The organism is Corynebacterium striatum (assembly GCF_016728105.1).
GTDB lineage: Bacteria > Actinomycetota > Actinomycetes > Mycobacteriales > Mycobacteriaceae > Corynebacterium > Corynebacterium striatum.
This window is the reverse complement of record NZ_CP068158.1, coordinates 1,869,082-1,890,923: the sequence shown is the minus strand read 5'-3', so window position 1 is coordinate 1,890,923 and position 21,842 is coordinate 1,869,082. Positions and strand designations below refer to the sequence as shown.

At 61.4% G+C, this 21,842-nt stretch carries 21 protein-coding genes and 2 pseudogenes; 19 read left to right on the top strand and 4 right to left on the bottom strand.

Annotation, left to right across the window (positions count from 1 at the left end):
* Positions 1–60: 60 nt before the first annotated feature.
* Both I6I72_RS08875 and I6I72_RS08870 read left to right on the top strand, forming a co-directional pair.
* Entirely contained in the window at positions 61–3,507 is a 3,447-nt protein-coding gene (locus I6I72_RS08875; protein WP_049147159.1) for a bifunctional proline dehydrogenase/L-glutamate gamma-semialdehyde dehydrogenase, read from the top strand.
* Between the two features lie 34 nt (positions 3,508–3,541).
* Positions 3,542–4,834, top strand: coding sequence for an AI-2E family transporter (locus tag I6I72_RS08870; RefSeq protein WP_193391055.1), 1,293 nt, complete (start codon positions 3,542–3,544; stop codon positions 4,832–4,834).
* A gap of 126 nt (positions 4,835–4,960) precedes the next feature.
* Here the strand turns inward: I6I72_RS08870 and I6I72_RS08865 are convergent, their stop codons facing one another.
* The gene (locus I6I72_RS08865; RefSeq protein ID WP_049062291.1) at positions 4,961–5,539 is read right to left on the bottom strand and encodes a nucleosidase; all 579 of its coding nucleotides are present in this window, start codon (positions 5,537–5,539) and stop codon (positions 4,961–4,963) included.
* Between the two features lie 111 nt (positions 5,540–5,650).
* On the opposite strand from I6I72_RS08865, the gene I6I72_RS08860 reads away from it, so the two are divergent.
* From I6I72_RS08860 to I6I72_RS08835, 6 genes are all read left to right on the top strand, one after another.
* Positions 5,651–6,139, top strand: a complete 489-nt coding sequence (locus I6I72_RS08860) for an LppP/LprE family lipoprotein (RefSeq protein ID WP_049062290.1) — start codon at positions 5,651–5,653, stop codon at positions 6,137–6,139.
* 92 nt (positions 6,140–6,231) lie between these two features.
* Positions 6,232–6,801 (top strand): LppP/LprE family lipoprotein, encoded by a 570-nt coding sequence (locus tag I6I72_RS08855; protein WP_236592610.1) that lies wholly within the window; start codon positions 6,232–6,234, stop codon positions 6,799–6,801.
* 91 nt (positions 6,802–6,892) lie between these two features.
* Entirely contained in the window at positions 6,893–7,042 is a 150-nt protein-coding gene (locus I6I72_RS08850; protein ID WP_153246193.1) for a hypothetical protein, read from the top strand.
* The gene (locus I6I72_RS08845) at positions 7,023–7,328 is read left to right on the top strand and encodes a hypothetical protein (RefSeq protein ID WP_129720776.1); all 306 of its coding nucleotides are present in this window, start codon (positions 7,023–7,025) and stop codon (positions 7,326–7,328) included. The genes I6I72_RS08850 and I6I72_RS08845 overlap by 20 nt, the downstream gene beginning before the upstream one ends.
* Positions 7,329–7,502: 174 nt before the next feature.
* Positions 7,503–7,757, top strand: coding sequence for a hypothetical protein (locus I6I72_RS08840; protein ID WP_049062288.1), 255 nt, complete (start codon positions 7,503–7,505; stop codon positions 7,755–7,757).
* A gap of 25 nt (positions 7,758–7,782) precedes the next feature.
* Positions 7,783–8,406: a hypothetical protein gene (locus I6I72_RS08835; protein ID WP_049062287.1), complete on the top strand. Its 624-nt coding sequence runs from the start codon at positions 7,783–7,785 to the stop codon at positions 8,404–8,406.
* A gap of 42 nt (positions 8,407–8,448) precedes the next feature.
* Here the strand turns inward: I6I72_RS08835 and I6I72_RS08830 are convergent, their stop codons facing one another.
* Genes I6I72_RS08830 through I6I72_RS08820 form a run of 3 tightly spaced genes read right to left on the bottom strand, consistent with a single transcriptional unit; the run spans position 8,449 to position 11,425 of the window.
* Entirely contained in the window at positions 8,449–9,735 is a 1,287-nt protein-coding gene (locus I6I72_RS08830; protein ID WP_049147164.1) for a sulfate adenylyltransferase subunit 1, read from the bottom strand.
* Positions 9,735–10,643, bottom strand: coding sequence for a sulfate adenylyltransferase subunit CysD (cysD, locus tag I6I72_RS08825; protein ID WP_049147166.1), 909 nt, complete (start codon positions 10,641–10,643; stop codon positions 9,735–9,737). Before cysD ends, I6I72_RS08830 begins: the two co-directional genes overlap by 1 nt.
* Positions 10,640–11,425, bottom strand: coding sequence for a phosphoadenylyl-sulfate reductase (locus I6I72_RS08820; RefSeq protein WP_100619057.1), 786 nt, complete (start codon positions 11,423–11,425; stop codon positions 10,640–10,642). The genes cysD and I6I72_RS08820 overlap by 4 nt, the downstream gene beginning before the upstream one ends.
* A gap of 172 nt (positions 11,426–11,597) precedes the next feature.
* Between I6I72_RS08820 and I6I72_RS08815 the strand changes: the two genes are divergently transcribed.
* The 11 genes and pseudogenes from I6I72_RS08815 to I6I72_RS08770 all read left to right on the top strand — a co-directional run bounded on the left by I6I72_RS08815 (position 11,598) and on the right by I6I72_RS08770 (position 21,708).
* Positions 11,598–12,020: a hypothetical protein gene (locus I6I72_RS08815; protein ID WP_049147171.1), complete on the top strand. Its 423-nt coding sequence runs from the start codon at positions 11,598–11,600 to the stop codon at positions 12,018–12,020.
* A 102-nt stretch (positions 12,021–12,122) separates the two neighbouring features.
* Positions 12,123–12,398, top strand: a complete 276-nt coding sequence (locus I6I72_RS08810) for a hypothetical protein (RefSeq protein WP_049147173.1) — start codon at positions 12,123–12,125, stop codon at positions 12,396–12,398.
* A 108-nt stretch (positions 12,399–12,506) separates the two neighbouring features.
* The gene (locus I6I72_RS08805; RefSeq protein WP_046646292.1) at positions 12,507–14,006 is read left to right on the top strand and encodes an integrase core domain-containing protein; all 1,500 of its coding nucleotides are present in this window, start codon (positions 12,507–12,509) and stop codon (positions 14,004–14,006) included.
* A 280-nt stretch (positions 14,007–14,286) separates the two neighbouring features.
* Positions 14,287–16,881 carry a (Fe-S)-binding protein gene (locus I6I72_RS08800; protein WP_201806736.1) on the top strand — a complete coding sequence of 865 codons (2,595 nt, stop codon included), beginning with the start codon at positions 14,287–14,289 and terminating at the stop codon, positions 16,879–16,881.
* 140 nt (positions 16,882–17,021) lie between these two features.
* A pseudogene (locus I6I72_RS13925) lies at positions 17,022–17,429 on the top strand (hypothetical protein); the annotation flags it as partial.
* 61 nt (positions 17,430–17,490) lie between these two features.
* Positions 17,491–18,710, top strand: a pseudogene (locus I6I72_RS08795) (IS30-like element IS1513 family transposase).
* Between the two features lie 75 nt (positions 18,711–18,785).
* A complete protein-coding gene (locus I6I72_RS08790; protein ID WP_011272788.1) occupies positions 18,786–19,970 on the top strand; it encodes an Nramp family divalent metal transporter in 1,185 nt (394 codons plus the stop codon).
* A 20-nt stretch (positions 19,971–19,990) separates the two neighbouring features.
* The gene (locus I6I72_RS08785; RefSeq protein ID WP_005292595.1) at positions 19,991–20,380 is read left to right on the top strand and encodes an NUDIX hydrolase; all 390 of its coding nucleotides are present in this window, start codon (positions 19,991–19,993) and stop codon (positions 20,378–20,380) included.
* Between the two features lie 62 nt (positions 20,381–20,442).
* Entirely contained in the window at positions 20,443–21,018 is a 576-nt protein-coding gene (locus I6I72_RS08780) for a TetR/AcrR family transcriptional regulator (RefSeq protein WP_005292598.1), read from the top strand.
* On the top strand, positions 21,015–21,377 hold the full coding sequence (locus tag I6I72_RS08775) for a DoxX family protein (RefSeq protein ID WP_005292602.1): 363 nt from the start codon (positions 21,015–21,017) through the stop codon (positions 21,375–21,377). The genes I6I72_RS08780 and I6I72_RS08775 overlap by 4 nt, the downstream gene beginning before the upstream one ends.
* Before the next feature lie 88 nt (positions 21,378–21,465).
* Complete coding sequence (locus tag I6I72_RS08770; protein ID WP_005292604.1) at positions 21,466–21,708, top strand: ribbon-helix-helix domain-containing protein; 243 nt, start codon at positions 21,466–21,468, stop codon at positions 21,706–21,708.
* The last annotated feature ends 134 nt before the right edge of the window (positions 21,709–21,842 follow it).

Here is a 21,842-nt window from a genome sequence, read left to right as displayed (position 1 = left end):
AATTTCTGCTTTCCGCAAGGCCGCATCAGTGCGCCTTAAGACCCATAAAGGTTGTAATCCATGACTAACGATGCTCACACCCCCGTGCCCGAATCCACCGACATTGACGCCGCGCTGATCGACGCCGCCGCGGCCCAGGCCCACTCCTGGCTCGCCTCCACCGCCGACGAGCAGGACCCAGCCACCGAACAACTCGCCGACTTATTGCGCAACCCGGACGGAGTAGCCTTCACCATGGACTTCGTCGACCGCGTCATGCGCCCCGAAGATGACAAGGTAGCCGCCCACGCACTGAAGTCCGTTACCACCACCTATGACGCTTCCTTCCTCGGCCTCATCAACGGTTCCCTCGTAGGCCTGGGCGGTTTCTTCGGCCCCATCCTGCCTAACCTGGTCATGCCGCTGGCGCGCATGCGCATGCGCCAGATGGTGGGCCACCTGGTCCTCGCCGCCGAGAGCGATGCCCTGAACAAGACCTTGGACAAGGCCGCCGAGTCCGGCGAGCAGCTCAACCTCAACCTCCTCGGTGAGGCCGTACTAGGCGACGACGAAGCGCGCTCCCGCGCCGAGCGCACCCTCAAGCTCATCAAGAACCCGCGCGTAACCTACGTCTCCGTCAAGGCCTCCTCCATGGTGGCCCAGCTCAACCCGTGGGATATCGAGGGCTCCCTGGTCCGCCTCAAGGAGCGCCTGCGCCCGCTGTACGAGGCTGCCGCGCGCCGCCCCGACAAGGTCTTCATCAACCTGGACATGGAGGAATACCACGACCTCCACCTCACGGTGCGCCTGTTCACCGAGCTGCTCAGCGAGCCGGAGTTCATCAACCTCGAGGCAGGCATCGTCCTGCAGGCCTACCTGCCGGATACCTTCGACGCCTTGGCACACCTGGCCGAATTCGCCAAGCAGCGCGTGGCCGAGGGCGGCTCCCACATCAAGATTCGCATCGTCAAAGGCGCGAACCTTTCCATGGAGCACGTCCAGGGTGAAATCCACGGCTGGCCAGCGGCTCCCTATTCCACCAAGGATGAGGTGGACGCCAACTACTACCGCCTGCTCGACTACATCCTGCGCCCCGAATTCGCCGATTGCGTACGCATCGCCGTGGCCACCCACAACCTCTACACCGCGGCGTTTGCCTACAAGCTGGGCACCAAACGCGGTGTCATGCGCATGATGGATTCCGAGATGCTCCAGGGCATGTCCCCAGCCCAGCAGACCGCGGTCCGCGAGGCCTTCGAGGGCCGCCAGATCCTCTACACCCCGGTGGTGCACATGGAGGACTTCGACGTCGCTGTCTCCTACCTGGTGCGCCGCTTGGAGGAGAACTCTGCACCGCAAAACTTCCTCTACGCTCTCTTCGCCCCGGAGGAGCAGGCGCTGAAGGACCAAGAGGAGGTCTTCCGCGAGGCCGTCGAGCAGCGCTGGGATACCTTCGCCGGCCCGCGCCGCACCCAGAACCGCTTGGAGGAGGCCGAGCAGGCAGCCGGCCGCCAAGCACCGCGCACCGGGCGCTTCGCCAACGAGCCGGACACCGATCCAGCTCTGGAAGCTAACCGCGAGTGGGCGCTTAAGGCCCTGGCCACCGACCCGGGTGAGCACGGGGTGGAGGAAGTGACAGAGACTGGGGTCGTCGACAAGCACGTGGCCCGCGCCGCCGAGCTCGGCGCCGAGTGGGGTGCCCGCGCTGCCGAGGACCGCGCCCGCGCGCTCGAGGCCGTGGCCGATGAGCTGGCCAACCGCCGCGGCGAGTTCATTTCCGTCGCCGCCTACGAGGCCAACAAGACCGTCACGCAGACAGACCCGGAAATCTCCGAGGCCATCGACTTCTGCACCTACTACGCGCAGTCCGCGCGCCTGCTGGAGCGCTACTCCGCCGAGTTCACGCCCTACCGCGTGACCGTAGTGACCCCGCCGTGGAACTTCCCGGTGGCCATCCCCACCGGCGGCATTGCGGCGGCTCTCGCTGCGGGTTCCGCCGTCATCATCAAGCCCGCGCCGCAGGTCGTGCACTGCGCGAAGCTGGTCGTGGAGGCTTTCCGCGCCGGCTTGGAGGCACAGGGCCTCGACCCGGATCTGGTCCAGCTCGTCTTCACCGACGAGGGTGACGCCGGCCGCGCGCTGGTCTCCCACGCCGATGTCGACGCCGTCATCCTCACGGGGGCTTCCGACACCGGCAAGCTCTTCCGTTCCTGGAAGCCGGAGCTCAACATCATGGCGGAGACCTCCGGCAAGAACGCGCTCATCATCACCCCGTCCGCGGACCCGGACCTGGCCATCCAGGACCTCTACCTCTCCGCCTTCGGCCACTCTGGACAGAAGTGCTCGGCGTCCTCCCTGGTTATCTTCGTCGGTGCGGCTGGCACCTCCGAGCGTCTGCGCGGCCAGCTTCTCGACGCCGTCAAGACCCTCATCCCCGGCCCCGGCTATGAGATCACCACGACGATGAACGGCCTCGCCGAAGCCCCGGGCGAGAAGCTGCTGCGCGGCCTGACCCAGCTGGAGCCGGGTGAAAAGTGGCTGGTGAAGCCAAAGAAGCTCAACGAGGAAGGCACCCTGTGGTCGCCGGGTATCCGCGATAACGTGCGCCCCGGTTCCTGGTTCCACGTCAACGAGTGCTTCGGCCCAGTGCTCGGCATCATGCATGCGGAGACCCTGGAGGAGGCCATCGAGTGGCAGAACTCCACCGGTTATGGCCTGACCGGCGGCATCCACACGCTGGATAATGAGGAGATTGACTACTGGCTCGAGCGCGTCGAGGTGGGCAACGCCTACGTCAACCGCGGCATTACCGGCGCGATTGTGCAGCGGCAGTCCTTCGGCGGCTGGAAGCAGTCCGTCATGGGCCCGGGCGCCAAGGCCGGTGGCCCGAACTACGTGGCCCAGTTCGGCACGTGGTCCGAGGGGCCGCTGCGCCCCTTCGACGTGGATATCTCCCAGCCGGTGGCGGCCCAGCTGCGTGCCTTCGGCGAGCTGGGCTTCTCGGAGGAGGATACCGCGTGGCTGTGGCGCGCGGCAGAACTCGACGAACTGGCTTGGCAGCAGGAGTTCGGCCGCAAGCACGACCGCGCAGGCCTGGTCTGCGAGGCCAACGTCTTCCGCTACCGTCCGGTGCTCACCCCGCTACAGGTGCGCATTGCCTCGGACGCCGCGCTTCGCGACGTCTCCCGCCTCGCCCTTGCCGCCACCCGTACCGGCTCCCCAGTGCGCTTCAGCGCCACCCCGGAAAAGGCCGCGGAGCTGCGTGGGCTGGGCTTTAAGGTCGACAGCGTGTCGGCGGATGCCTTCGCCCGCGAGGTCGCAGGGCTGGAATCTGGCCGCGTGCGCGCTGTGGGTTCTGTCGAGGCGGGCGTCTTTGAGGCGGCGGTGGAATCCAACTCCGTGGTCTTGAATCAACCGGTGCTGGCTGATGGCCGCCGCGAGCTGCTGCCCTTCCTCCTTGAACAGGCAGTTTCGGTGACGATGCACCGCTTCGGCATCATCCGCCAGGTAAGCAGCATCCGCGCATAGTTCGTTTCTGCGCTCATATGAGAAGATAGAGCGCATGACAAACAACAATGATGACGGTGCCCGCTCGGGCACGTCCTCCACGGCCTCTGATGCGGCGGCGTCCGCCGCCGCAGAGCAGTCCGCTGCTGCGAAGCCCATTAGCGAAGAAGCCACCCTCCCGGTGTCGAAGACCGATGACAAGTCCCGCGTCCTCGGACGCGATGCCATTTCCTTGGCCAAGGTGTGCCTGGTCTTCATCATCGTGGTGGCGGGCGTTGGCCTGGCCGGCTACCTGCTGAAATTCATCTGGGTAGGCCTGCTGCCGGTCATCTTGGCCATTTTGGTGTGCACGGTGCTCTTCCCCGTGACCAACTGGTTGCGCGCACACAAATTCCCCCGCGCGCTGGCCTCCATCACCACGCTGCTGGGCTTTTTGGCCATCATCGGCGGCGTCTTCGCGGCGATGGCCCCGGTCGTCTCCTCTCAGGGCGCGTCCTTGGTCAATCAGGCTGAAGGCGGCTTGAACAAGCTCGTCGATATGGCCAAGGACCTGCCCTTCGAGATTGATGCGGCAAAGGTCCAGGAAGTCCTCGATGACGCCATCGCCTTCATTAAGGGCCAAGCCTCCCAGATCGCCACCGGCGTGATTTCCGGTGTATCGATGGCCAGTTCCATAGTCATGGCGCTCGTCATCATGCTCTTCGTGGCCTTCTTCATTCTCAAGGATGGCGATAAGTTCCTGCCGTGGCTGCGCACCTATACCGGCTACTCCGCAGGTTGGCACGCCACCGAGCTGCTGACTCGCGTGTGGAATACGCTGTCCGGCTTCATTCAGGCACAAGCAGCCGTCGCGGCTGTCGACGCCATCCTCATCGGCCTCGGCCTCTGGGCCCTACAGGTTCCGCTGGCGCTGGTCATCGGCGTGGTGACCTTCTTCGCCAGCTTCATCCCGGTCATCGGTGCAGTGACCGCGGGTGCTTTGGCCGTCATCATCGCGCTGGTCTCCGATGGGCTGACTAAGGCCTTGCTCGCCTTGGCGCTCATCATCATCGTGCAGCAGGTGGAAGGCAACGTCCTCCAGCCGATGCTGCAGTCCAAGGCCATGGGCCTGCACGCCGCCATGGTGCTGCTCTCCGTTACTGTCGGCTCCGCGCTGGCGGGCATCATCGGCGCCTTCCTGGCCGTCCCGGTCGCAGCCACCGTTGCCGTGGTCTTCCGCTACCACCAGGAGATGGCCAGCCTGCGCGCCGGTGAAATCGAAGCTAAAAACATTAAGATTTCCACGGCCGAAGGCCACGAGGACGTCATGGAGCTCTACGAGAACCTAGAGGCCAGCAGCGCCCGCTAGCCACACAACCGGCGCATGGTTCGAGTTCTCTCGGCCATGCAACTGCCCTAGTTGCCAAACTTCTGCCCCGCCACCCGAGGCGGGAGCACTGGTTTTGGCAACTAGGGCACTTTCCGTATGTGGGGCCTAATCCGCGGACACCGTGCCGAAGGCCACGGCCAGCTCCTCCGCCGCGCGGTCGAGCACCGAAGCCCACGAGCCGTAGGATTCTTCGTTTGCGGTGTCCGAAACCTGCTTGAGCAGCGTGCACGGTACACCGAACTTTCGACACACCGCCGCGATGGCGTAGCCCTCCATGTCGCACAGCGCGGAATCCTGGGCAAGGCGCGTGCGGGTCGGGGTATCCGAGATGAAGGAATCACCCGTCGCCAGCGTGGCGGTCGGCAGCTTTCCGGAGGTCTCGAGCTCGATGACCTCGGGAAGGAGATAGCGGGAAACATCGCTGAGCACTTCTAGGTGGAAGTCGTGCTTGCGCACGTGGGAGACCTCGAAAACGCCTGAGAGATCGTCGCGAAGCGCGCCCGCAGTACCGATGTTGACGACTCGCTCCGGCAGCTGCTCTGCCGAGGCCAGTACCGCGGTCAGCTCGATGGCGGCGGGTACCGTACCAATACCCGTGATGAGCAGCGGCGCTCCTGCGGGAACGTGCGCGGCTTCAGCATCCACGGCGGCGACGAACAGTGTACGACCAGACAGATTTTCCATGCCTGCGAGACTACCCGCTGTCCCGAGGAATGCTCTCCACAACTCTGTTCTGAGCGGAGCGGTCACTTGTAGGGTCTGGAACCACACCGAGACCTCAGAAAGGAGAACACGATGTTCACACCACGAGTTTTCGCCGGAGCTGCACTCCTGTGCATGCCGCTCATCGCCTGCGCCACCCCTGAAGAAGCCCAGGCCAACCCCGTAGTCTGCGAGGCCGGTAATGCCCAGGCAGCCTTTGATGACAACGTTGCCCACGTTCCTCAATGGCATGGCCACGAATGGACGCTAGTTGATTCCTCCCACTTCGATCCTTGCGCAGCCTTAAGCTGGCAGACCATCTCCATCGAGGGAGCCACGGCCTCCTCGCCGCACCACATCATGCTCTTCCACTATGGGGAGTACCTCGGCACCGCCACCGCTGAGCCTTATGGTTTCTTCCCCGACGTCGAGCAGGTCAATCACAACGAGATTTCCGTGACCTACCACTGGCTACAAGATGGCGACGCCAATGCCGCACCGACGGGTACGTCAAAGGCCAACTTCCGCTGGGATGAAGCCCAGAACAAAGTCATCATGAGCGGCGACGTTCCGCCTGGCTAAGATGAACCGTGCGTCTCAAGGTGAGGCGCACATTCTATGGAAGGAACACCCATGCTCCGGTCTGCTTCTGCCTTCGTGGGCGCTGCACTCATGTGCCTCCCCCTCGCCGCCTGTTCCCAGGACGAGCAGGGCGAGGCGGACACCCCATGTTTAGCGCGGTCCGCAACAGCCCGATGAGCGTTGCTGCCGAAAGTCCCAGGGAAGAGGCCGCCAGCCCGGAGCCAACGAGCAACCAGGCACCTGCCCCGAAGACCGAAGAAGCAGAATCCTGCGAGGATATTGACGCTGAAGAGGCCTATCAATCAGGCATCGGCACCATCGCACCGTGGAATGGCTTCGGTTGGGGGCGGCCTTCCTCCTCAGAGTTCGACCCCTGCGCGGATTTGAGCTGGCTAATCATCGCGATCGAGGGTGCCACGGCCTCCTCACCGCACCACATCATGCTCTTCCACAAGGGCGAATATCTCGGCACCGCGACCGCCGAGCCTTATGGTTTCTTCCCCACCATCGAACGCGTGAATGACGCCGAGATCGCCGTGACCTACCACTGGGCCCGCGAGGGCGAAACCACCGCCGGGCGCACCGGCGAGACGCACGCAAGCTTCCGCTGGGATGAAGGCCAGCAAAAGGTGATCATGAGCGGCGATGTCCCGCCCGTATAAAACCCTGTCTCACAGGGACAAGACGGCTAAAGTGTGACACGGCTTCCTGGGGAAGCCGTGTCCGTCGCCCCGTCTTAAAGGAGTTCCCTGCGTGACTAATAGCAACCCTTGGACCCCGCCAAACAACGAGGACCCGGAACGTCCTGCGCGCCCGGGAAGCATCCTTATCATCGCCCTTATCGTGCTCCTTTGCGGTCATTGCGGGTGTCACGTAGTTTCTGATGTCACGCTCATCCTCTGAAACCACGGAGCACGAGGCCCGCTTTACGCAGGTGGCCCCAAACACCACCACAAGTGCTGAGTCCGGCTCAACAAGCAGTGAAACCCGCACTACAAGCGTTGAGACGAGCACTACGAAACCTGTGACGTCTAAGAACACACCTCAGGACAGGTGCGGTACAGCAGCTGAGAAGACCAGGGACGGTATTTCTCGCCCGATGACGCTGTTGTGCAACGACGATTGGCTCTACCTCGCCACGGAGAACAGCCCCTCCTTTTATCTCTTCACTTGGGGCGGCACGGAGTAGACTTCCTATAAGAACGACGATGTCGATGACACCTCATCAATTTAGTGCTGGGATGCTGACCACCTCAAGGCCGACAACGCCCCGACCCAAATCACCGACGACATCCCTCTCTGCGCAGACAGCACTGAGAAGGTAGAAGCTCAGGAAATTTGCGATGGTCGCTACATCCTCATCGTGGACTCCCTCCTCGTCCCTTATGGCGCGTCACCGCAATCCGAGATCGACCGCGTGAAGTCCCACTACGCCGGGGTCAACATCATGCCCGGAACGGCGTGCAGCTCGCTGCGTTCGGAACACGAAGGAAAGCAGGTCTATGCGGCGTATTACGACGCCGGCCACAGCGTGGATGAGGTTTGTAAACTCAAAGCGCGGTACAGTGGCAACGCCCGTTCACTCAATAACGATGCAGATTTCAGCGACCCCTGCTAACCCCTCGAAAGGACTTTTTCGCCTCGTGGCACACTACAACCTCTATAACTCCCTCAACCTTGACCCTTCCGCTGATTCCGCGACTTTGGCCTCGGAGATTGAGCGCCGCCTTTCCGCGACGGACCCGTCCAACGCCGCGTTTTACGACGAACTCTCCACCGCCCACAGCATCTTCTCCCGCCAGGACCGCCGCGAGCAGTATGACCGAGCACTCGCGGATCCCTTCGGCCCCGAGGTGGATGTCGCCCGCATCCGTGAGATCGCCAACTCCGGCTCGGGCGTGCAGCTCATGCCGCAGCCTTCGAGCGCCCAGGCTTCCGGCTCCTCCAGCTTCAACGTTGATTTCTCCTTCCCCGTGGAGCCCTCCCGTCAGCGTGCCCAGTCGATTCAGTGGTGCATCGTGTGGGGTCTGCTGGCCTTCATGTGGATCATTTCCACCATTCGCGGCCTCGGTGCCCTCGCGGAGTTCGGCAACGCTAGCGGATACGAGCTCCTCTACGGCGCTGATACCTACGTCGAGGAGGCCAGCTCCGCCGGCGCCTTCTTCTTCATGGTCGCCGGCGGTACCCCGGTTTATCTGATGATTGCGGAATTCATCTGGTCCTTGCGCAAGACCATGGGGCGCAAGCAGGCCGAAAAAACCGCCTAAAACGCCACAACCCGCGGCCATAAAGCCGCGGGTTAAGGGGTATTAGCGCAGGCGCTGGCCTACAAAGCCTGCTGCCAGCGTGTTGCCGCTGGACTGATCGATGAGCAGGAAATTGCCCACCGCGCCGCGAGCGGCGTAGTCCTCCACGGGAAGCTCCGCTTGGGTCTGGACGGTAATGAACGCAATGTCATTGAGGGCTGCTGATTCCGGTGCCTCAACATCGGCCACGCCATCGAGGTCGAGGATGCGCTCCACCGACGCCACGCGGGCCTTGACCAGCGCGGCACCATAACGCAGCTTCACCATCTGTCCCGCGCGCAGCTCCTTGTCCGTGAGGACCACCGCGGTGGCGGCGAATTCGCGCACCTCCTCCGGGCGTTGCGTCCCGGCGATGAGGTCGCCGCGAGCCAAGTCGATGTCATCGGCCAGCCGCAGAACCACGGAGTCGCCGGCGCGCGCGGCCTCACCTGAGTCAAGCGGACCATCGGCGGTATCAATCGCGGTGACGGTCGAGGTGCGCCCGCCCAGGAGCGTTACCTCATCCCCCACCGCCACGTGCCCGGCCTTCACGCGGCCGGCATATCCGCGGTAGTCAGAGGCGTGCTCGCGGATGACGTACTGGATAGGGAAACGGAAGTCCAAGTCATCGGCGCGGCCGGTGGCCACGGGGACGGTCTCGAGAACCTCGAGGACGGTCGGGCCGGTGTACCACTCCATGGTGGCGGAGCGCTCGACCACGTTATCGCCTTTGAGCGCGGAAATCGGCACGACGGTGGTATCGGTGATGTCTAAGCGCGCGGCGATCCGGTTGAACTCCGCCTCAATCGCGCGGAACGTCGCCTCATCATAATCCACCAGGTCAATCTTGTTGACTGCAAGAATCACGTGGCGCACGCCCAGCAGCGCAGCCACGTTCAGGTGGCGACGCGTCTGCTCGACGACGCCGTGGCGGGCGTCGATAAGCAGCACCACTGCCTGGGAGGTGGACATGCCGGTGACCGTGTTGCGCGTGTACTGCACATGGCCCGGGGTATCCGCCAAGATGAAGGTGCGCTTGTCCGTCGCAAAGTAGCGGTAGGCCACATCGATCGTGATGCCCTGCTCGCGCTCGGCACGCAGGCCGTCGACAAGCAAGCTCAAATCCATGCCGTCGAAACCGCGGTCCGCCGAGGAGCGTTCCATGGATTCTACCTGGTCCGCCAGCACAGACTTGGTGTCATAAAGAAGGCGGCCAACGAAGGTGGACTTACCGTCGTCCACAGAACCCGCAGTGCACAGGCGCAGTGTCTCGCGGGTGGTGAGGCGTTCGACGAGTGAAGAATTAGTCATCAGAAGTAGCCTTCCTTCTTGCGGTCTTCCATGGCGGATTCAGAAAGTTTGTCATCCGCGCGGGTGGCACCGCGCTCGGACAGAGTGGAAACGGAAATCTCCGCCAGGATTTCCTCCGGGGTCGAGGCCGTGGATTCCACGGCGCCAGTGCAGGACATATCGCCCACGGTGCGATAGCGCACGGTCTTCTTTTTAAGCTCCTCGCCCTCGCGCGGGCCATCCCACTCGCCTGGGCACAGCCACATTCCGTTGCGGTTGAACACCTCGCGCTGGTGGGAGTAATAAATGGAAGGAAGCTGCAGGTTGCGGGCGCCGATGTACTCCCAGATATCGGACTCGGTCCAGTTGGAGATTGGGAAAACGCGCACGTTCTCACCGGCCATCTTGCCGCCGTTGTAGAGATCCCACAGCTCTGGGCGCTGGCGGCGCGGATCCCAGCCGCCAAAGGAATCGCGGATGGAGAAGATGCGTTCCTTCGCGCGTGCCCGCTCCTCGTCGCGGCGGGCGCCGCCCAGCACGGCGTCGTACTGGCGCTGCGCGATGGTTTCAACCAGCGGCACCGACTGCAGCGGATTGCGCGTACCATCAGGGCGTTCCTGCAGCTCGCCGCGGTCAATCCAATCCTGCACCTTAGCCACGTGCAGGCGCGCACCGGTCTCAGCAACCAAGCGGTCACGGAATTCGATGACCTCCGGGAAGTTATGCCCGGTATCAACGTGCACAAGCTCGAAAGGCACCACTGCCGGTGCGAAGGCACGGCGCGCCAATTCGAAGACCACCACGGAATCCTTGCCGCCGGAGAAAAGCAGGCCGACCTTATCGAACTGGCCCGCTACCTCGCGCAGGATGTGGATGGACTCATTTTCTAAGTCCTTTAAGTGAGGCGAAAGTGTGTTTTTCTGTGTCATTCGTGCAACCCGCATTCTGTCTTGCCGTCTCCAAAAATCCTGCCGGAACGAGCGTCCTCGCCCTTACCCACCGGGAAGGTCAAAGGCGCACAGCCGATAGAGCGATAGCCTTTCAGCGTCAAGGGATGGATAATCAGATCATTGTCCGCGATATAGCGATCCGTATCTGCCAAATCCCAGGTAATCATCGGCGAAATCTTTAACCTTCCGTGCTGATCCAAGCTCAGCGCTGGGGCCGTGGCGCGATGTTCAGAATCCGCGCGGCGCAGACCGGTCACCCAACCAACGTATGGGTCCATCGCCATGTTCAGCGGTTCCACTTTGCGCATACGGTTATATGCACCGGTATCACGTGCGTAGAGCCTCGGACCATAGATTTCGTCCTGTTCCTCCGGGCTCAGCAGCGGTTTCACGCGGACTAGGGGGAGGTCCGCATAACGCTCCTCAACCTCGTTGGCGACAGCCAGCGTCTCCGGGAAGTGCCAGCCAGTGTCGATGAAGAGCAGGTCTGCGTCCAGCTGTGCGCGGTGCGCGATCTCCGCCAGCACCGTGTTTTCCATCGACATCGTCACTGCCAGCCGGCCCGGCGCGTGCTTTGCGGCCCACGCCATGATGTTTTCGGCGGATTCTGCATAGAGCTTGTCCGCCCATTCATCGACAAGGCGCTCGTTTTTCGCGGCAATATCTTGGTTGAGCGGCGCGGTATCGCGCGTGCCTTCCGGGCTAATGCTGGGGTCGCGGTAGGGCTTGTCGCCGTCCAGCAGGTTTAACGATTGAGTCATGCCGACTCACTTTAGGCAAGGCAGCGCATTCGTGCAGCAGAAACTGCGCGCTGAGCACGCGAATAGGCCGATGAGCTTGGGGCAATGCAAGAATAAAAATTGCCAGAACTGAACAGCTCGGACTAGATTATTAGACAAAACAGTCTATAAACAATAAACCAAGGAGGTTTCCATGCAGCGTGTCGCAATCGTCGGCGATGGCCCGGCGGCGCTATCCACAGCTGAAAGGCTCATCGGCGCCGGCATGTGTGTGGACCTCGTCTGCGCCAAGCCCGCCCCCTTTGGCTTGCTCCGTCGCTTTGCCGGCTTAGCCGGTGTCCGCCACGAGGCCGCCGCCAGTCCCTGCCCCGCCGGCACCACCCCGCGCCTGCGCCTTTTCGGCAACGTGCGCGTGGGCGAAGGTCGCGAGGCGGACATCACCGCCCGCGAGCTCAGCCAGTTGGCCGCACACGGTGACCGCCGCCTTCTACCTCTCGAGCTTGCCGCCCGCGGCGTGGCCTTTACCTCTTGGGAAGGGCTATGCCAGCCCACCGAGCAACCCGAAGACTGGGCCACCGTCACCCGCCGCGCGCAACTTGCGCCAGTCTGCTTTTAGCGTCCAAACGTGATTCAGCCGATACCACCTGCACGCGGCTAGTCACGTTCTTCACATTCGCATTCTGGTCTCTCGCTCAACGCTGACATTATCGACAACGGCGTGGCCAAGGTGGACATCGACTACATCTGGCACACCGGCGGCATCGTCATGACGGTACGCGAGGATGCCGGACTGTCCTGGTTGGTCTGGGTCTCCGTGGCGGTTCTCCTCGGCGTGGTCACCGCCGCGAACGTACGTCAGGCCCTGCACGAGAGCCCGCTGCTTGCCGACGCCACGATGGTGGCCGTCGCCCAGCGTGTGTCCTCCATCATGGACGCCGACCAAATCCTAGTCATGGCATGTGATGTCTATGGAGTTTTTGGTCACGGAGTCTAATGGCTTTTTGGACGGGGAGTCCAGATAGTTTTTGGTCACGGAGTCCAAAGACTTCCTTGTCGTGATGTCTCAAGACTTTTTGGACAGTCGGTGGGTTGGAATACCAAGATGGCTATTTCAACCCATCTCCGCAAGAAAATAGCGGACTTCGACCCAGTAAGAGACGGACGAACCGTCACCCAATTCTGCAAGGATATTGGCGTATCTCGCCAAACCTATGCCAACATCAAACGCCGCGTTGAACAACGCGGCCGTGCAGGCATCCTGCCTGACTCCACCGCCCCGCATTCCCCAGCCAGAATCTACGATGATCACCTTCGTCAGAAAGTCATCACAGCTCGATCAGTGCTCAAGGCCCAGGGACGGGACTATGGCCCGTGGTCAATCTATTACTACCTCATTGATGACCTTGGTTTAGAGCACCCACCGGCACGGTCTACGATTGCGCTTTGGCTCCACGAAGCTGGTGTTGCTGAGGCCAATGCCCGTAAACGTCCTCGTAAAAGCTTTAAACGCTGGGCACGCGATAAAGTCGATGAGCTGTGGCAACTCGACGGGTTTGTCTACCGACTCTTTGACACTCCACATACCCAGATCACTATCTACCAGCTGGTTGATGATGCCAGCCGGTTTGATCTGGGCTCACAAGCCTTCGCCGCCAAAGAAAACGGATTCGATGCTCGCACTACCTTGGCCGCAGCAATAGAAACGTATGGTCGCCCGCAGGAACTTTTGACCGATAACGGTGAAGCTTTCGCCACCTATCACCGGGGCCGGTTGTCCGATACCGAGCGCTGGCTCGCCGCCCAAGGTATCTGGTCCATTGCAGGTTTTGGCCCGCAAACCCAAGGCAAAGATGAACGCTCGCATCAAACCATGACCAAGTTTCTCGATGCACGCCAACCTACAACACTTCAGCACGTCAAACAGCTGTTGGACGACTACCGCGAGTTTTACAACACCAGGCGCCGCCATCAAGGCCTGCTAGTCGGCAAAATGCACATCACTCCAGCCCAAGCCCGTGAGCACTTCGCCCACGCTCAATCCCCAACACAACCCATTGACCCGGATGTGCTGTGGGCCAAGATTGTGAAGTCATACCGGGATACACACTCAGAAAGCGCGATACACCACGAGCATCGTATCGAGAATGGGGTTAAAGAGGCGATGGCGCCGGTTGTGGGAGAAGTTGCAGCTTCTCCCACAACCATCGATGACGATAACGAACCAATCCAGCAAGAATCATCTCCTACCATCAGTCCCACCGTAGACGGTCTATCCGCCCAGTCAAGCAACGCCTGGGGTATCCCCGACACACTGTGGATCAACAAAAGCGGAGTGGTGCGCATCCTGGGCTATGGATTCTATGTAGGACTCCGGTTTAAAAACCGGCTCATATACAGCCACGTTACCGATGACACCGCTGAGTTCTTCACTGATCATGATGGTGAAGCACTGTTTTCATTCCCACTGCCCATCAAGCTACTTGAGCGTCCAGCCGGCGGACAGATCAACATCGGGCATGTCGAAGGAATGTGGCACCGCCGGCCACCAGAGATCAAACCAATCCTGTCGCGTCCGCGCCCGTCGAGACGAAAGAAACCATAACCGGTAAGACGAGCTAGAGACTGTCCAAAAACACCAAAGACTCCCTGCCCAAAAAGCAGGGAGACTCCACGTCCAAAAAGTCATTGGACTCCTAGCCCAAAAAGCTACTGGACTCCGTGTCCAAAAAGCCCATGGACATAACAATCCTAGTCATGGCAGCGCCGCGCTAAGAACTCAGCCGCGCTCGGTTCGAAACCGCGATGAATACCGACTCCCATCTTTGCGCGCCCACCGTTTAGGCTGTTTATATCTGCGCGCAACTTTATAAGGAGTCCGTGAAATGACAGCCGTCTTCGGTTGGCTAGCCATCCTCGTTTCGATCCCCGTGTGGGGCTACTTTGCGTACCGGGCATGGGGCATGTTCGCTTTCATTCGCTCGGGCGGACCAACCCTGCTGCAGCGTTTCGACCACCTCGGCAAGCGCCTGTGGCGGGTCGTGGTGGAAGTATTCGGCCACACGCACTTCAAGGGCCGCCCCTTCGTCAACGCGGCGCACTGGGCAGTCATGGTGGGGTTCCTCTTCGGCATCCTCGTCTGGTTTGAAGCCTATATCCAGACCTTCGCGCCTTCGCGAGGCTGGCCGCTGCTATCGCATTGGTCGGTCTATCACTTCATCGAAGAGGTCCTCGGCATCGCCACCGTTGTGGGCATTAGCTTCCTCATCGGTGTTCGCCTCAAGTATGGACACACCGAGCGCGGCTCCCGTTTCTACAACTCTCAGGCAGGCCCCGCCCGCATCGTCGAGGCCGTAGTCTTCCTGGAGGGGCTTGGAATGCTGCTGGTCAAGGCGTCGAAAATCGCGGCGTTTGGCCACGGCTCCCCGTGGGCGGATTTCCTTTCCATCCACCTGGCCAAGCTGCTTCCCGCCTCGCCGGCGCTAGTGTCCTTCTTCGCGCTGTTCAAGCTGCTTACCGGCCTGATTTTCATCTTCCTGATTTCGCGCCACCTCACTTGGGGCGTCATGTGGCACCGCTTCATGGCGTTTTTCAACATCTTCTTCCAGCGCAACGTCAGCGGCAACAAGGCACTCGGCTCCCTTCCGACCCCGGACCTCGAAGAAGACATCGCCCCCGGCAGCTGGAAGATGCTGCTTGATACCACCTCGTGCACCGAGTGCGGCCGCTGCCAGGACCTTTGCCCGGCGTGGAACACCGAGAAGCCGCTGAGCCCGAAGAAGTTCGTGATGGACATGCGCGATGCCGCGGTCGAGAACTACAACCCGCACGAGGGCGTCAACGTGTTGGCTCTGGCAAACGCCATTGACGACGCCGTCCTCTGGTCCTGCACCAACTGCGGCGCCTGCGTGGACCAGTGCCCGACCGATATCGAGCACATCGACCACATCGCTGACCTGCGCCGCTTCAAGGTCTTGGCGGAATCCGACTTCCCCTCTGAGTTGACCGGACTGTTCAAGAACATTGAGACCAAGGGCAACCCGTGGGGCCGCAATAACTCTGAGCGCCGCGCCTGGATCGATGAGGCACGTGCCGACGGTATCGAGGTGCCTGTCATCGGCGAGGACGCCACGGACTTTTCCGACATGGAATACCTGTTCTGGGTCGGCTGCGCCGGTGCCTACGACGAACAGGGCCGCAAGACCACCCGCGCCGTGGTGGACCTGCTGCACACGGCGGGCGTGAAGTTCGGCGTGCTTTCTACTGGTGAGACCTGCACCGGCGATCCCGCGCGCCGCGCCGGCAACGAGTTCCTGTTCCAGATGATGGCGCAGCAAAACGTTGAGACCCTGAACAACGCTTTCGAAGGCGTTCCGGAAGGCCAGCGCAAGATCATCACCACCTGCCCGCACTGCTTCAACACGCTGCGTAACGAGTACCCAGACTTCGATGGGCACTTCGACGTCTTCCACCACACCCAGCTGCTCAACCGCCTAGTGCGTGAGGGCCTGCTCAAGCCGATCCCGCGTACGCCGGAGAACCGCAAGCCTATTACGTATCACGACCCTTGCTTCCTAGGCCGCCACAACAAGGTCTTCGACCCGCCGCGTGAGTTGCTGGAAGCCACTGGCGTTTCCCTCCGAGAGATGGACCGCAACCGCGACGAGGCCTTCTGCTGTGGTGCGGGCGGCGCGCGCATGTTCATGGAGGAAAAGCTCGGCACCCGCATCAACGAGTTCCGCGCGGAGCAGGCCATCGCCACCGGCGCGGAGGAGATCGCCACGGGTTGCCCGTTCTGCAACGTCATGTTCACCGGCGGCGTTAAAGCACTTTCCGACGCCCCCTCCCCCAACGTCTCCGACGTCGCCCTCATGTTGCGCTCGTCTATTGCCGACGCCGACGGCACCTTGCCGCAGCCGCGACCGAAGGCCTTCTTGGGCACGCCTACCCGCCTGCGTGCGCCCGAAAAGCCAGCTGCCCCGGCCTCCCCGGCTTCTCCTGTGTCTCCTGCGTCTCCCGCGTCTCCTGCGTCTTCAGCTGCAACGACCGCCGACCCCGCTGCGCCGACCGAAACAACCGCCAGCGCACCTACCACCAAGGCTGCTGCTCCGGCCGCTCCCGCTCCGGCCGCACCCCCGGCTCCTGCAGCTCCCGCCGCGCCAGCAGCACCAAGCACTCCCCAAGCGCCATCCGCGCCAACAGCTCCTCCTGCACCTGCAGCTCCCGCCGCGCCAGCAGCGCCAGCACCAGCAGCGCCAGCACCAACTCCGCCCGCACCGCCAGCCGCGTCGGGCGCCACACCGCCACCTGCACCTGCAGCACCGAAGGCTCCAACACCGGCGCCGCCAAGTGCACCGGCTGCTCCTGGCACAACTTCACTGCCAAAGGCACCAACTCCGCCAGCAGCACCACAGTTGAGTGCGGATACGCCGCAGCCACCAACTCCGCCTGCACCGCCTGCACCGCCGGCCGCTGACTAATTTCGTGAATCTGGAGCAACGACTTCTTTGAATTGCTCCAGATTTTGTATTTTGGGGTGCCGGAAGTGTGTGGACTCTGAGGGCGTTTTTAAAAGTGCACCCCTGGAAAACCAGACCTTGAGCGTGCTGTCAAGGGGTGAATGCGCCACTTCGACCGGGAGGTAGTTGTGACGCGTTGGACTCCGAAGGATGTTAAGGATGCTGCTGTTGAGCGCGTGGTGGCAGGCGAGGCAGTTAGCCTGGTCGCGCGTGATGTGGGTGTAGGCCCCGAATCGGTTTACGGTTGGTTGAGGGTAAGAGGTGTCGAACCTCCAGGCAGGCGTGCGAGTCGTTTGCGTGATCCGTTTGTCCGTGAGGCTGTTGGGTTGGTGCGTGCAGGTATGTCGATCAGTCAAGCAGCACAGACTGTTGGAATATCGACTGGCTTGCTTCACAGCAGGTTAAAGAAAGCTGGTGTAATCGAAGTGCGGCCTAGACGCGCCCACTTGTCACCTGATAAACGTGCCCAGGCCTTGGAGCGAGTGCTTGCTGGTGAGAGCTGTCAGACAGTGGCTGATGCTATCGGTGTGCATCCTTCTACCGTGTATGGGTGGATAAGGAAGCAGCGGTATGCGAAGTTACGCCGGCAGCGACATCGTCGAACGCCTGATGAGGCGGTGGTGTCTTTGCCAGATACAGGCAAGAAGCTGGGTAAAGATTCTGTTATGCCAGCACCGATGAAAACTCAAGCCGTTGATGGATTTCCTAGCGGCGTATTCGACAAACACGCCTTAGTAGGGCGTGGTCGCAGGCTTACTGTTGAAGACCGTGTTGCTATTGAAGCGGGATGTCGTGTCGGTGATTCGGCACGAGCCATCGCGCAGAAAATAAATAGGCACCACAGTGTCGTCGCTCGTGAAATCACCCGTAATGGTTGGAAGATCGTCGATGAGGACGGCACAGAGCAGCTGCGGTATAACGCCCACAACGCTGCTGTTTCTACTGCTGGTCGGATGGTGCGGCCAAAACTACGCAAGCTCGATGAAAGCCCAACGCTTCGGGGTGTAGTAGTCGATTGCCTTGCCCGCAGGTGGTCACCTGGGCGCATTAGTGCATGGCTTGAGCATGCTTTCAGCGATGATGAAAGCATGCGTATTTCCCACGAAGCGATCTACAGTGCCTTATACATTCAAGGCAAAGGCAGCCTGCGAGCCGAGCTTGAAGAAGTCATGAAGACTAAAGACGTACTTATCCGCGGCGGCTCAACACGCAAGCGTCGTGCCCGAAACGCTGGCGTGTTAACCGGTCGCCCTTGGATCAAAGGTGCTGAGATCACCCACCGCAGCCCGGAAGCTGATGACAGGGCTATTCCCGGGCACTGGGAGGGCGACCTTGTTATTGGTAAAGGTGGCAAAAGCGCGCTGATTACCCTAGTAGAGCGCACCAGCCGTTACACCCTGCTTGGACACCTTCCCGATGAGCACAGTTCACACACCGTGGTCGCAACCCTGCAGGACATGGTCAAAGACCTCAACACCGAGCAGCTAAAGACCATCACATGGGACCAAGGCGCAGAAATGGCTGTCACAGCACAAGTCCAGATTAAAGACGGCTGCCAGGTGTTTTTCTGTGAACCGCACTCACCGTGGCAGAGACCAACCAACGAGAACACCAACGGCGAGATCAGGCGCAGGTTCTACAAAAAGGGCACCGACTTTGCCACCGTCACACCCGAACATGTCGCGTGGGTGCAAAATGAGCTCAACGAAACACCCCGACAAATCCTCGGCGGCGCAACCCCACGTAAAATACTTAACGAACTATTCAAGCGTGGCGCATCCACCGCTTAATTCCGCCCCCTGGCTTGAACATATGGCGATGAAAACTAGACTTCAAGTAGTTGAACTTTTGGTATGGAGATGCCTATGCGTAAGACCTTAATCAGCCTCACCGGCCCCGCCTTCGTTGCTGCAGTGGCTTACGTCGACCCCGGCAACGTAGCCGCCAACATCAGCGCCGGCTCCCACTACGGCTACCTCCTGGTGTGGGTACTCGTCGTGGCCAACCTCATGGCCATGTTCATCCAGTACCACTCCGCCAAACTGGGCCTAGTCACCCACCGCTCCCTGCCGGAAATCATGGGCGAGCGTCTCTCCCGCCGCGCGCGCCTAGGCATGTGGGCCCAGGCCGAGCTCATCGCCGCGGCCACCGACCTCGCCGAAGTCATCGGCGGCGCCATTGCCCTGCAACTCCTCTTCAACCTCCCCCTGTTCGCGGGCGCGCTCATCATCGGCGCGGTCTCCATCATTCTCCTCATCTTCCAGAAGAAGAACCAGTGGTTCGAGGGGCTTGTCATCGGCCTGCTCCTGGTCATCTGCATCGGCTTCCTTGCCGGCCTCGCCATCGCCCCGCCCGACCCCGCCGACGTGGCCGGCGGCCTCATCCCCCGCCTAGAGGGCAAGGACAGCATCCTGCTGGCCGCCTCCATGTTGGGCGCCACCGTCATGCCGCACGCCATTTACCTACACTCCTCCCTGACCAAGCAGCGCTACCCCGACCTGGAAATCCCCCACGTGCTGGCCGGCACCCGCGCGGACATCGCCGTGGCGCTGTCCATCGCCGGGCTCGTCAACGTGGGCCTGCTGGTCCTGGCGGGCTCGGCCCTCTACGGCGTGGACGGCACAGAGACCATCTCCGGGGCCCACACGGCGATTGCCAGCCACCTCGGCCCGCTGGCCGGCGTTCTCTTCGCCATCGGCCTGCTGGCCAGCGGCCTCGCCTCGACGTCAGTGGGCGCCTACGCCGGCTCCGAAATCATGGACGGCCTGCTTCACATCAAGGTCCCCCTACTAGTCCGCCGCCTGGTCACGCTCATCCCGGCGCTGGTCATCATCGGCTGCGGGGTCGACCCCACTATGGCACTGGTGGTCAGCCAGGCACTTCTTTCCCTGGGCATCCCCTTCGCCATCATCCCGCTTTTCCGCTATGCCGGCTCCCGGGACGTCATGGGTGAGTTCGCCGCGAAACCCTGGTCTATGGCCGTGGGCTGGACGCTTGCCGCGCTGGTCATCGCACTCAATCTCGCCCTCGTGCTCCTGCCGCTGCTCTAGGCCGCCTACAATCAGCAGCCATGATTGAAGTAGCAGCCGTCGTCATCCGCAACCCACAAGGCCACGTGCTTACCGTGCGCAAGAAGTCCTCCACCAAGTACCAACTGCCCGGCGGCAAGCCCGAGGCGGGCGAGGCGCTTGTCGACGCCGCCCTGCGCGAAGTTGCCGAAGAAGTAGGCCTCACCCTCGACGCCGAGAGCCTCAACAAACTCGGCACCTTCGACGCTCCCGCCGCCAACGAACCGGGCGAGGTCGTCGTCGGCACCATCTTCACCTACACCCGCACCGTCACCGCCGACGAACCCCATGCCGCCGCCGAAATCGGCGACACCGCCTGGGTCAACCCAGCAGCCCCCGACCGCGAGCTTGCACACCTGCTGCGCGACCGCGTCTTCCCCACGCTGGCCTAGCGCCAACTGTCAACACTTCGGCGTCATTGACCTCGAAACCATCAAGAGCTACCCTTTTGAACATGTTCACTGAACACGTTCACTCATCGCGCTCGGCCGCCAAAGCTGGCACCGTCAGCAAGGTCCTAGCCACCGCCTACGAACTCTTCCTCACTCAGGGCTACGCCACCACCAGCATCCGGACTATCGCATCCGAAGCTGGCGTTAGCGTGGGAACCGTCATGGGAGTCGGCGACAAACAAACGCTGCTCATCCGCACCATTGGCCAACACATTTCAGAACTCCACGATGACATCCGGGGACAATCCGATAGCCTTCTCGATGTCCTGAGACCTTTCCTCCAGATGTTTACCGGCCACGAAGAGCTCTCCCGCGCCTTTGGCGCAGCACTCATCCAACAAGGCAATCAAGGCGAAGCGCTCACCGCACTCAAAACGCTCCTGACCGATGAAATCACCCTGCGACTCGGCACCAGGCTCAGCAGCGCCGATGCGGCCGAGTACGCCGACCTGCTGTACAACGTCTACCTCGGCTTACTCATCGGCTGGGCCGCCGGAATCTACGACACCGAGCACCTCACATCCCAAGCCGCCTCATCGATCGAACGCCTCAACACCGCATTCGGAGTAACCCAATGATCCTAGAATCTTCCCCAGCCTGGCCCTCCCTTCTACTAGCAGCCATTCTGCTTGGCGACGCCGCCCTCTCCCTCAAACCAGTCCCCTTCATCGAAGCCTGCCTCAGCGGCGTCAAACTCCCCAAGGACTGGTGGTGGGCGCTCATTGTCATCAAGTGCCTCGCCGCCGTAGGACTCATTGCCGGCCTCTGGTTCCCCGGCGTAGGAATCACAGCCATGATTGGAGTCATCGCCTATTTCTGCGCGGCCGCAGCAGCCCATGTCCGCGCCCACTTCCTCGGTAGCGCATTCTGGATCAACTGCTTAGGCATGCTCGCATTCTCCATCGGAGTACTGATCCTGACGCTCGCACTGAATTAAGACACCAGTCAACCTTTCACGGCTTCCTGAAGGCAGATACATCATTGCACCTCTTGAATGATGACTTGATGCTTTCTACCCTAAAGGTATGCGCACGACGATAAACCTCCCGCCGAAACTCCTTGAAGAAACGAAGGTCCAAGCCAAAGCCAACAATGTCACTTTGAGCTCATACGTCGAAGAGGCGGTCCGCGCTGCCCTCAAGAAGGAAGCCCGCATCAGTACCGAAGACACCCCCGTTAACCTGCCCTCCTTCGATTGCGGCGGACCGGCTCTAGTTGATCTCAGCAACAAAGAAGCTGTGTGGGCGGTACTCGATGATCATTCCTGATGTCAACATTCTCGTTTATGCCTTCCACTCCGCTGCACCGCAACATAAACCCGCTCAACAATGGCTAAGTAGTGCTCTAAATCGGCATGAAACAATTGGACTCCTGGATGTTGTGGCAACGGGCGTGCTGTCAA

What these genes read in the sequence shown, in the direction of transcription:
- I6I72_RS08875 (WP_049147159.1), top strand. Translation starts at nt 61, where the DNA reads ATGACTAACGATGCTCACACCCCCGTGCCCGAATCCACCGACATTGAC.
- I6I72_RS08870 (WP_193391055.1), top strand. Translation starts at nt 3,542, where the DNA reads ATGACAAACAACAATGATGACGGTGCCCGCTCGGGCACGTCCTCCACG.
- I6I72_RS08865 (WP_049062291.1), bottom strand. Translation starts at nt 5,539, where the DNA reads ATGGAAAATCTGTCTGGTCGTACACTGTTCGTCGCCGCCGTGGATGCT.
- I6I72_RS08860 (WP_049062290.1), top strand. Translation starts at nt 5,651, where the DNA reads ATGTTCACACCACGAGTTTTCGCCGGAGCTGCACTCCTGTGCATGCCG.
- I6I72_RS08845 (WP_129720776.1), top strand. Translation starts at nt 7,023, where the DNA reads ATGTCACGCTCATCCTCTGAAACCACGGAGCACGAGGCCCGCTTTACG.
- I6I72_RS08830 (WP_049147164.1), bottom strand. Translation starts at nt 9,735, where the DNA reads ATGACTAATTCTTCACTCGTCGAACGCCTCACCACCCGCGAGACACTG.
- cysD (WP_049147166.1), bottom strand. Translation starts at nt 10,643, where the DNA reads ATGACACAGAAAAACACACTTTCGCCTCACTTAAAGGACTTAGAAAAT.
- I6I72_RS08820 (WP_100619057.1), bottom strand. Translation starts at nt 11,425, where the DNA reads ATGACTCAATCGTTAAACCTGCTGGACGGCGACAAGCCCTACCGCGAC.
- I6I72_RS08815 (WP_049147171.1), top strand. Translation starts at nt 11,598, where the DNA reads ATGCAGCGTGTCGCAATCGTCGGCGATGGCCCGGCGGCGCTATCCACA.
- I6I72_RS08805 (WP_046646292.1), top strand. Translation starts at nt 12,507, where the DNA reads ATGGCTATTTCAACCCATCTCCGCAAGAAAATAGCGGACTTCGACCCA.
- I6I72_RS08800 (WP_201806736.1), top strand. Translation starts at nt 14,287, where the DNA reads ATGACAGCCGTCTTCGGTTGGCTAGCCATCCTCGTTTCGATCCCCGTG.
- I6I72_RS08790 (WP_011272788.1), top strand. Translation starts at nt 18,786, where the DNA reads ATGCGTAAGACCTTAATCAGCCTCACCGGCCCCGCCTTCGTTGCTGCA.
- I6I72_RS08785 (WP_005292595.1), top strand. Translation starts at nt 19,991, where the DNA reads ATGATTGAAGTAGCAGCCGTCGTCATCCGCAACCCACAAGGCCACGTG.
- I6I72_RS08780 (WP_005292598.1), top strand. Translation starts at nt 20,443, where the DNA reads ATGTTCACTGAACACGTTCACTCATCGCGCTCGGCCGCCAAAGCTGGC.
- I6I72_RS08775 (WP_005292602.1), top strand. Translation starts at nt 21,015, where the DNA reads ATGATCCTAGAATCTTCCCCAGCCTGGCCCTCCCTTCTACTAGCAGCC.
- I6I72_RS08770 (WP_005292604.1), top strand. Translation starts at nt 21,466, where the DNA reads ATGCGCACGACGATAAACCTCCCGCCGAAACTCCTTGAAGAAACGAAG.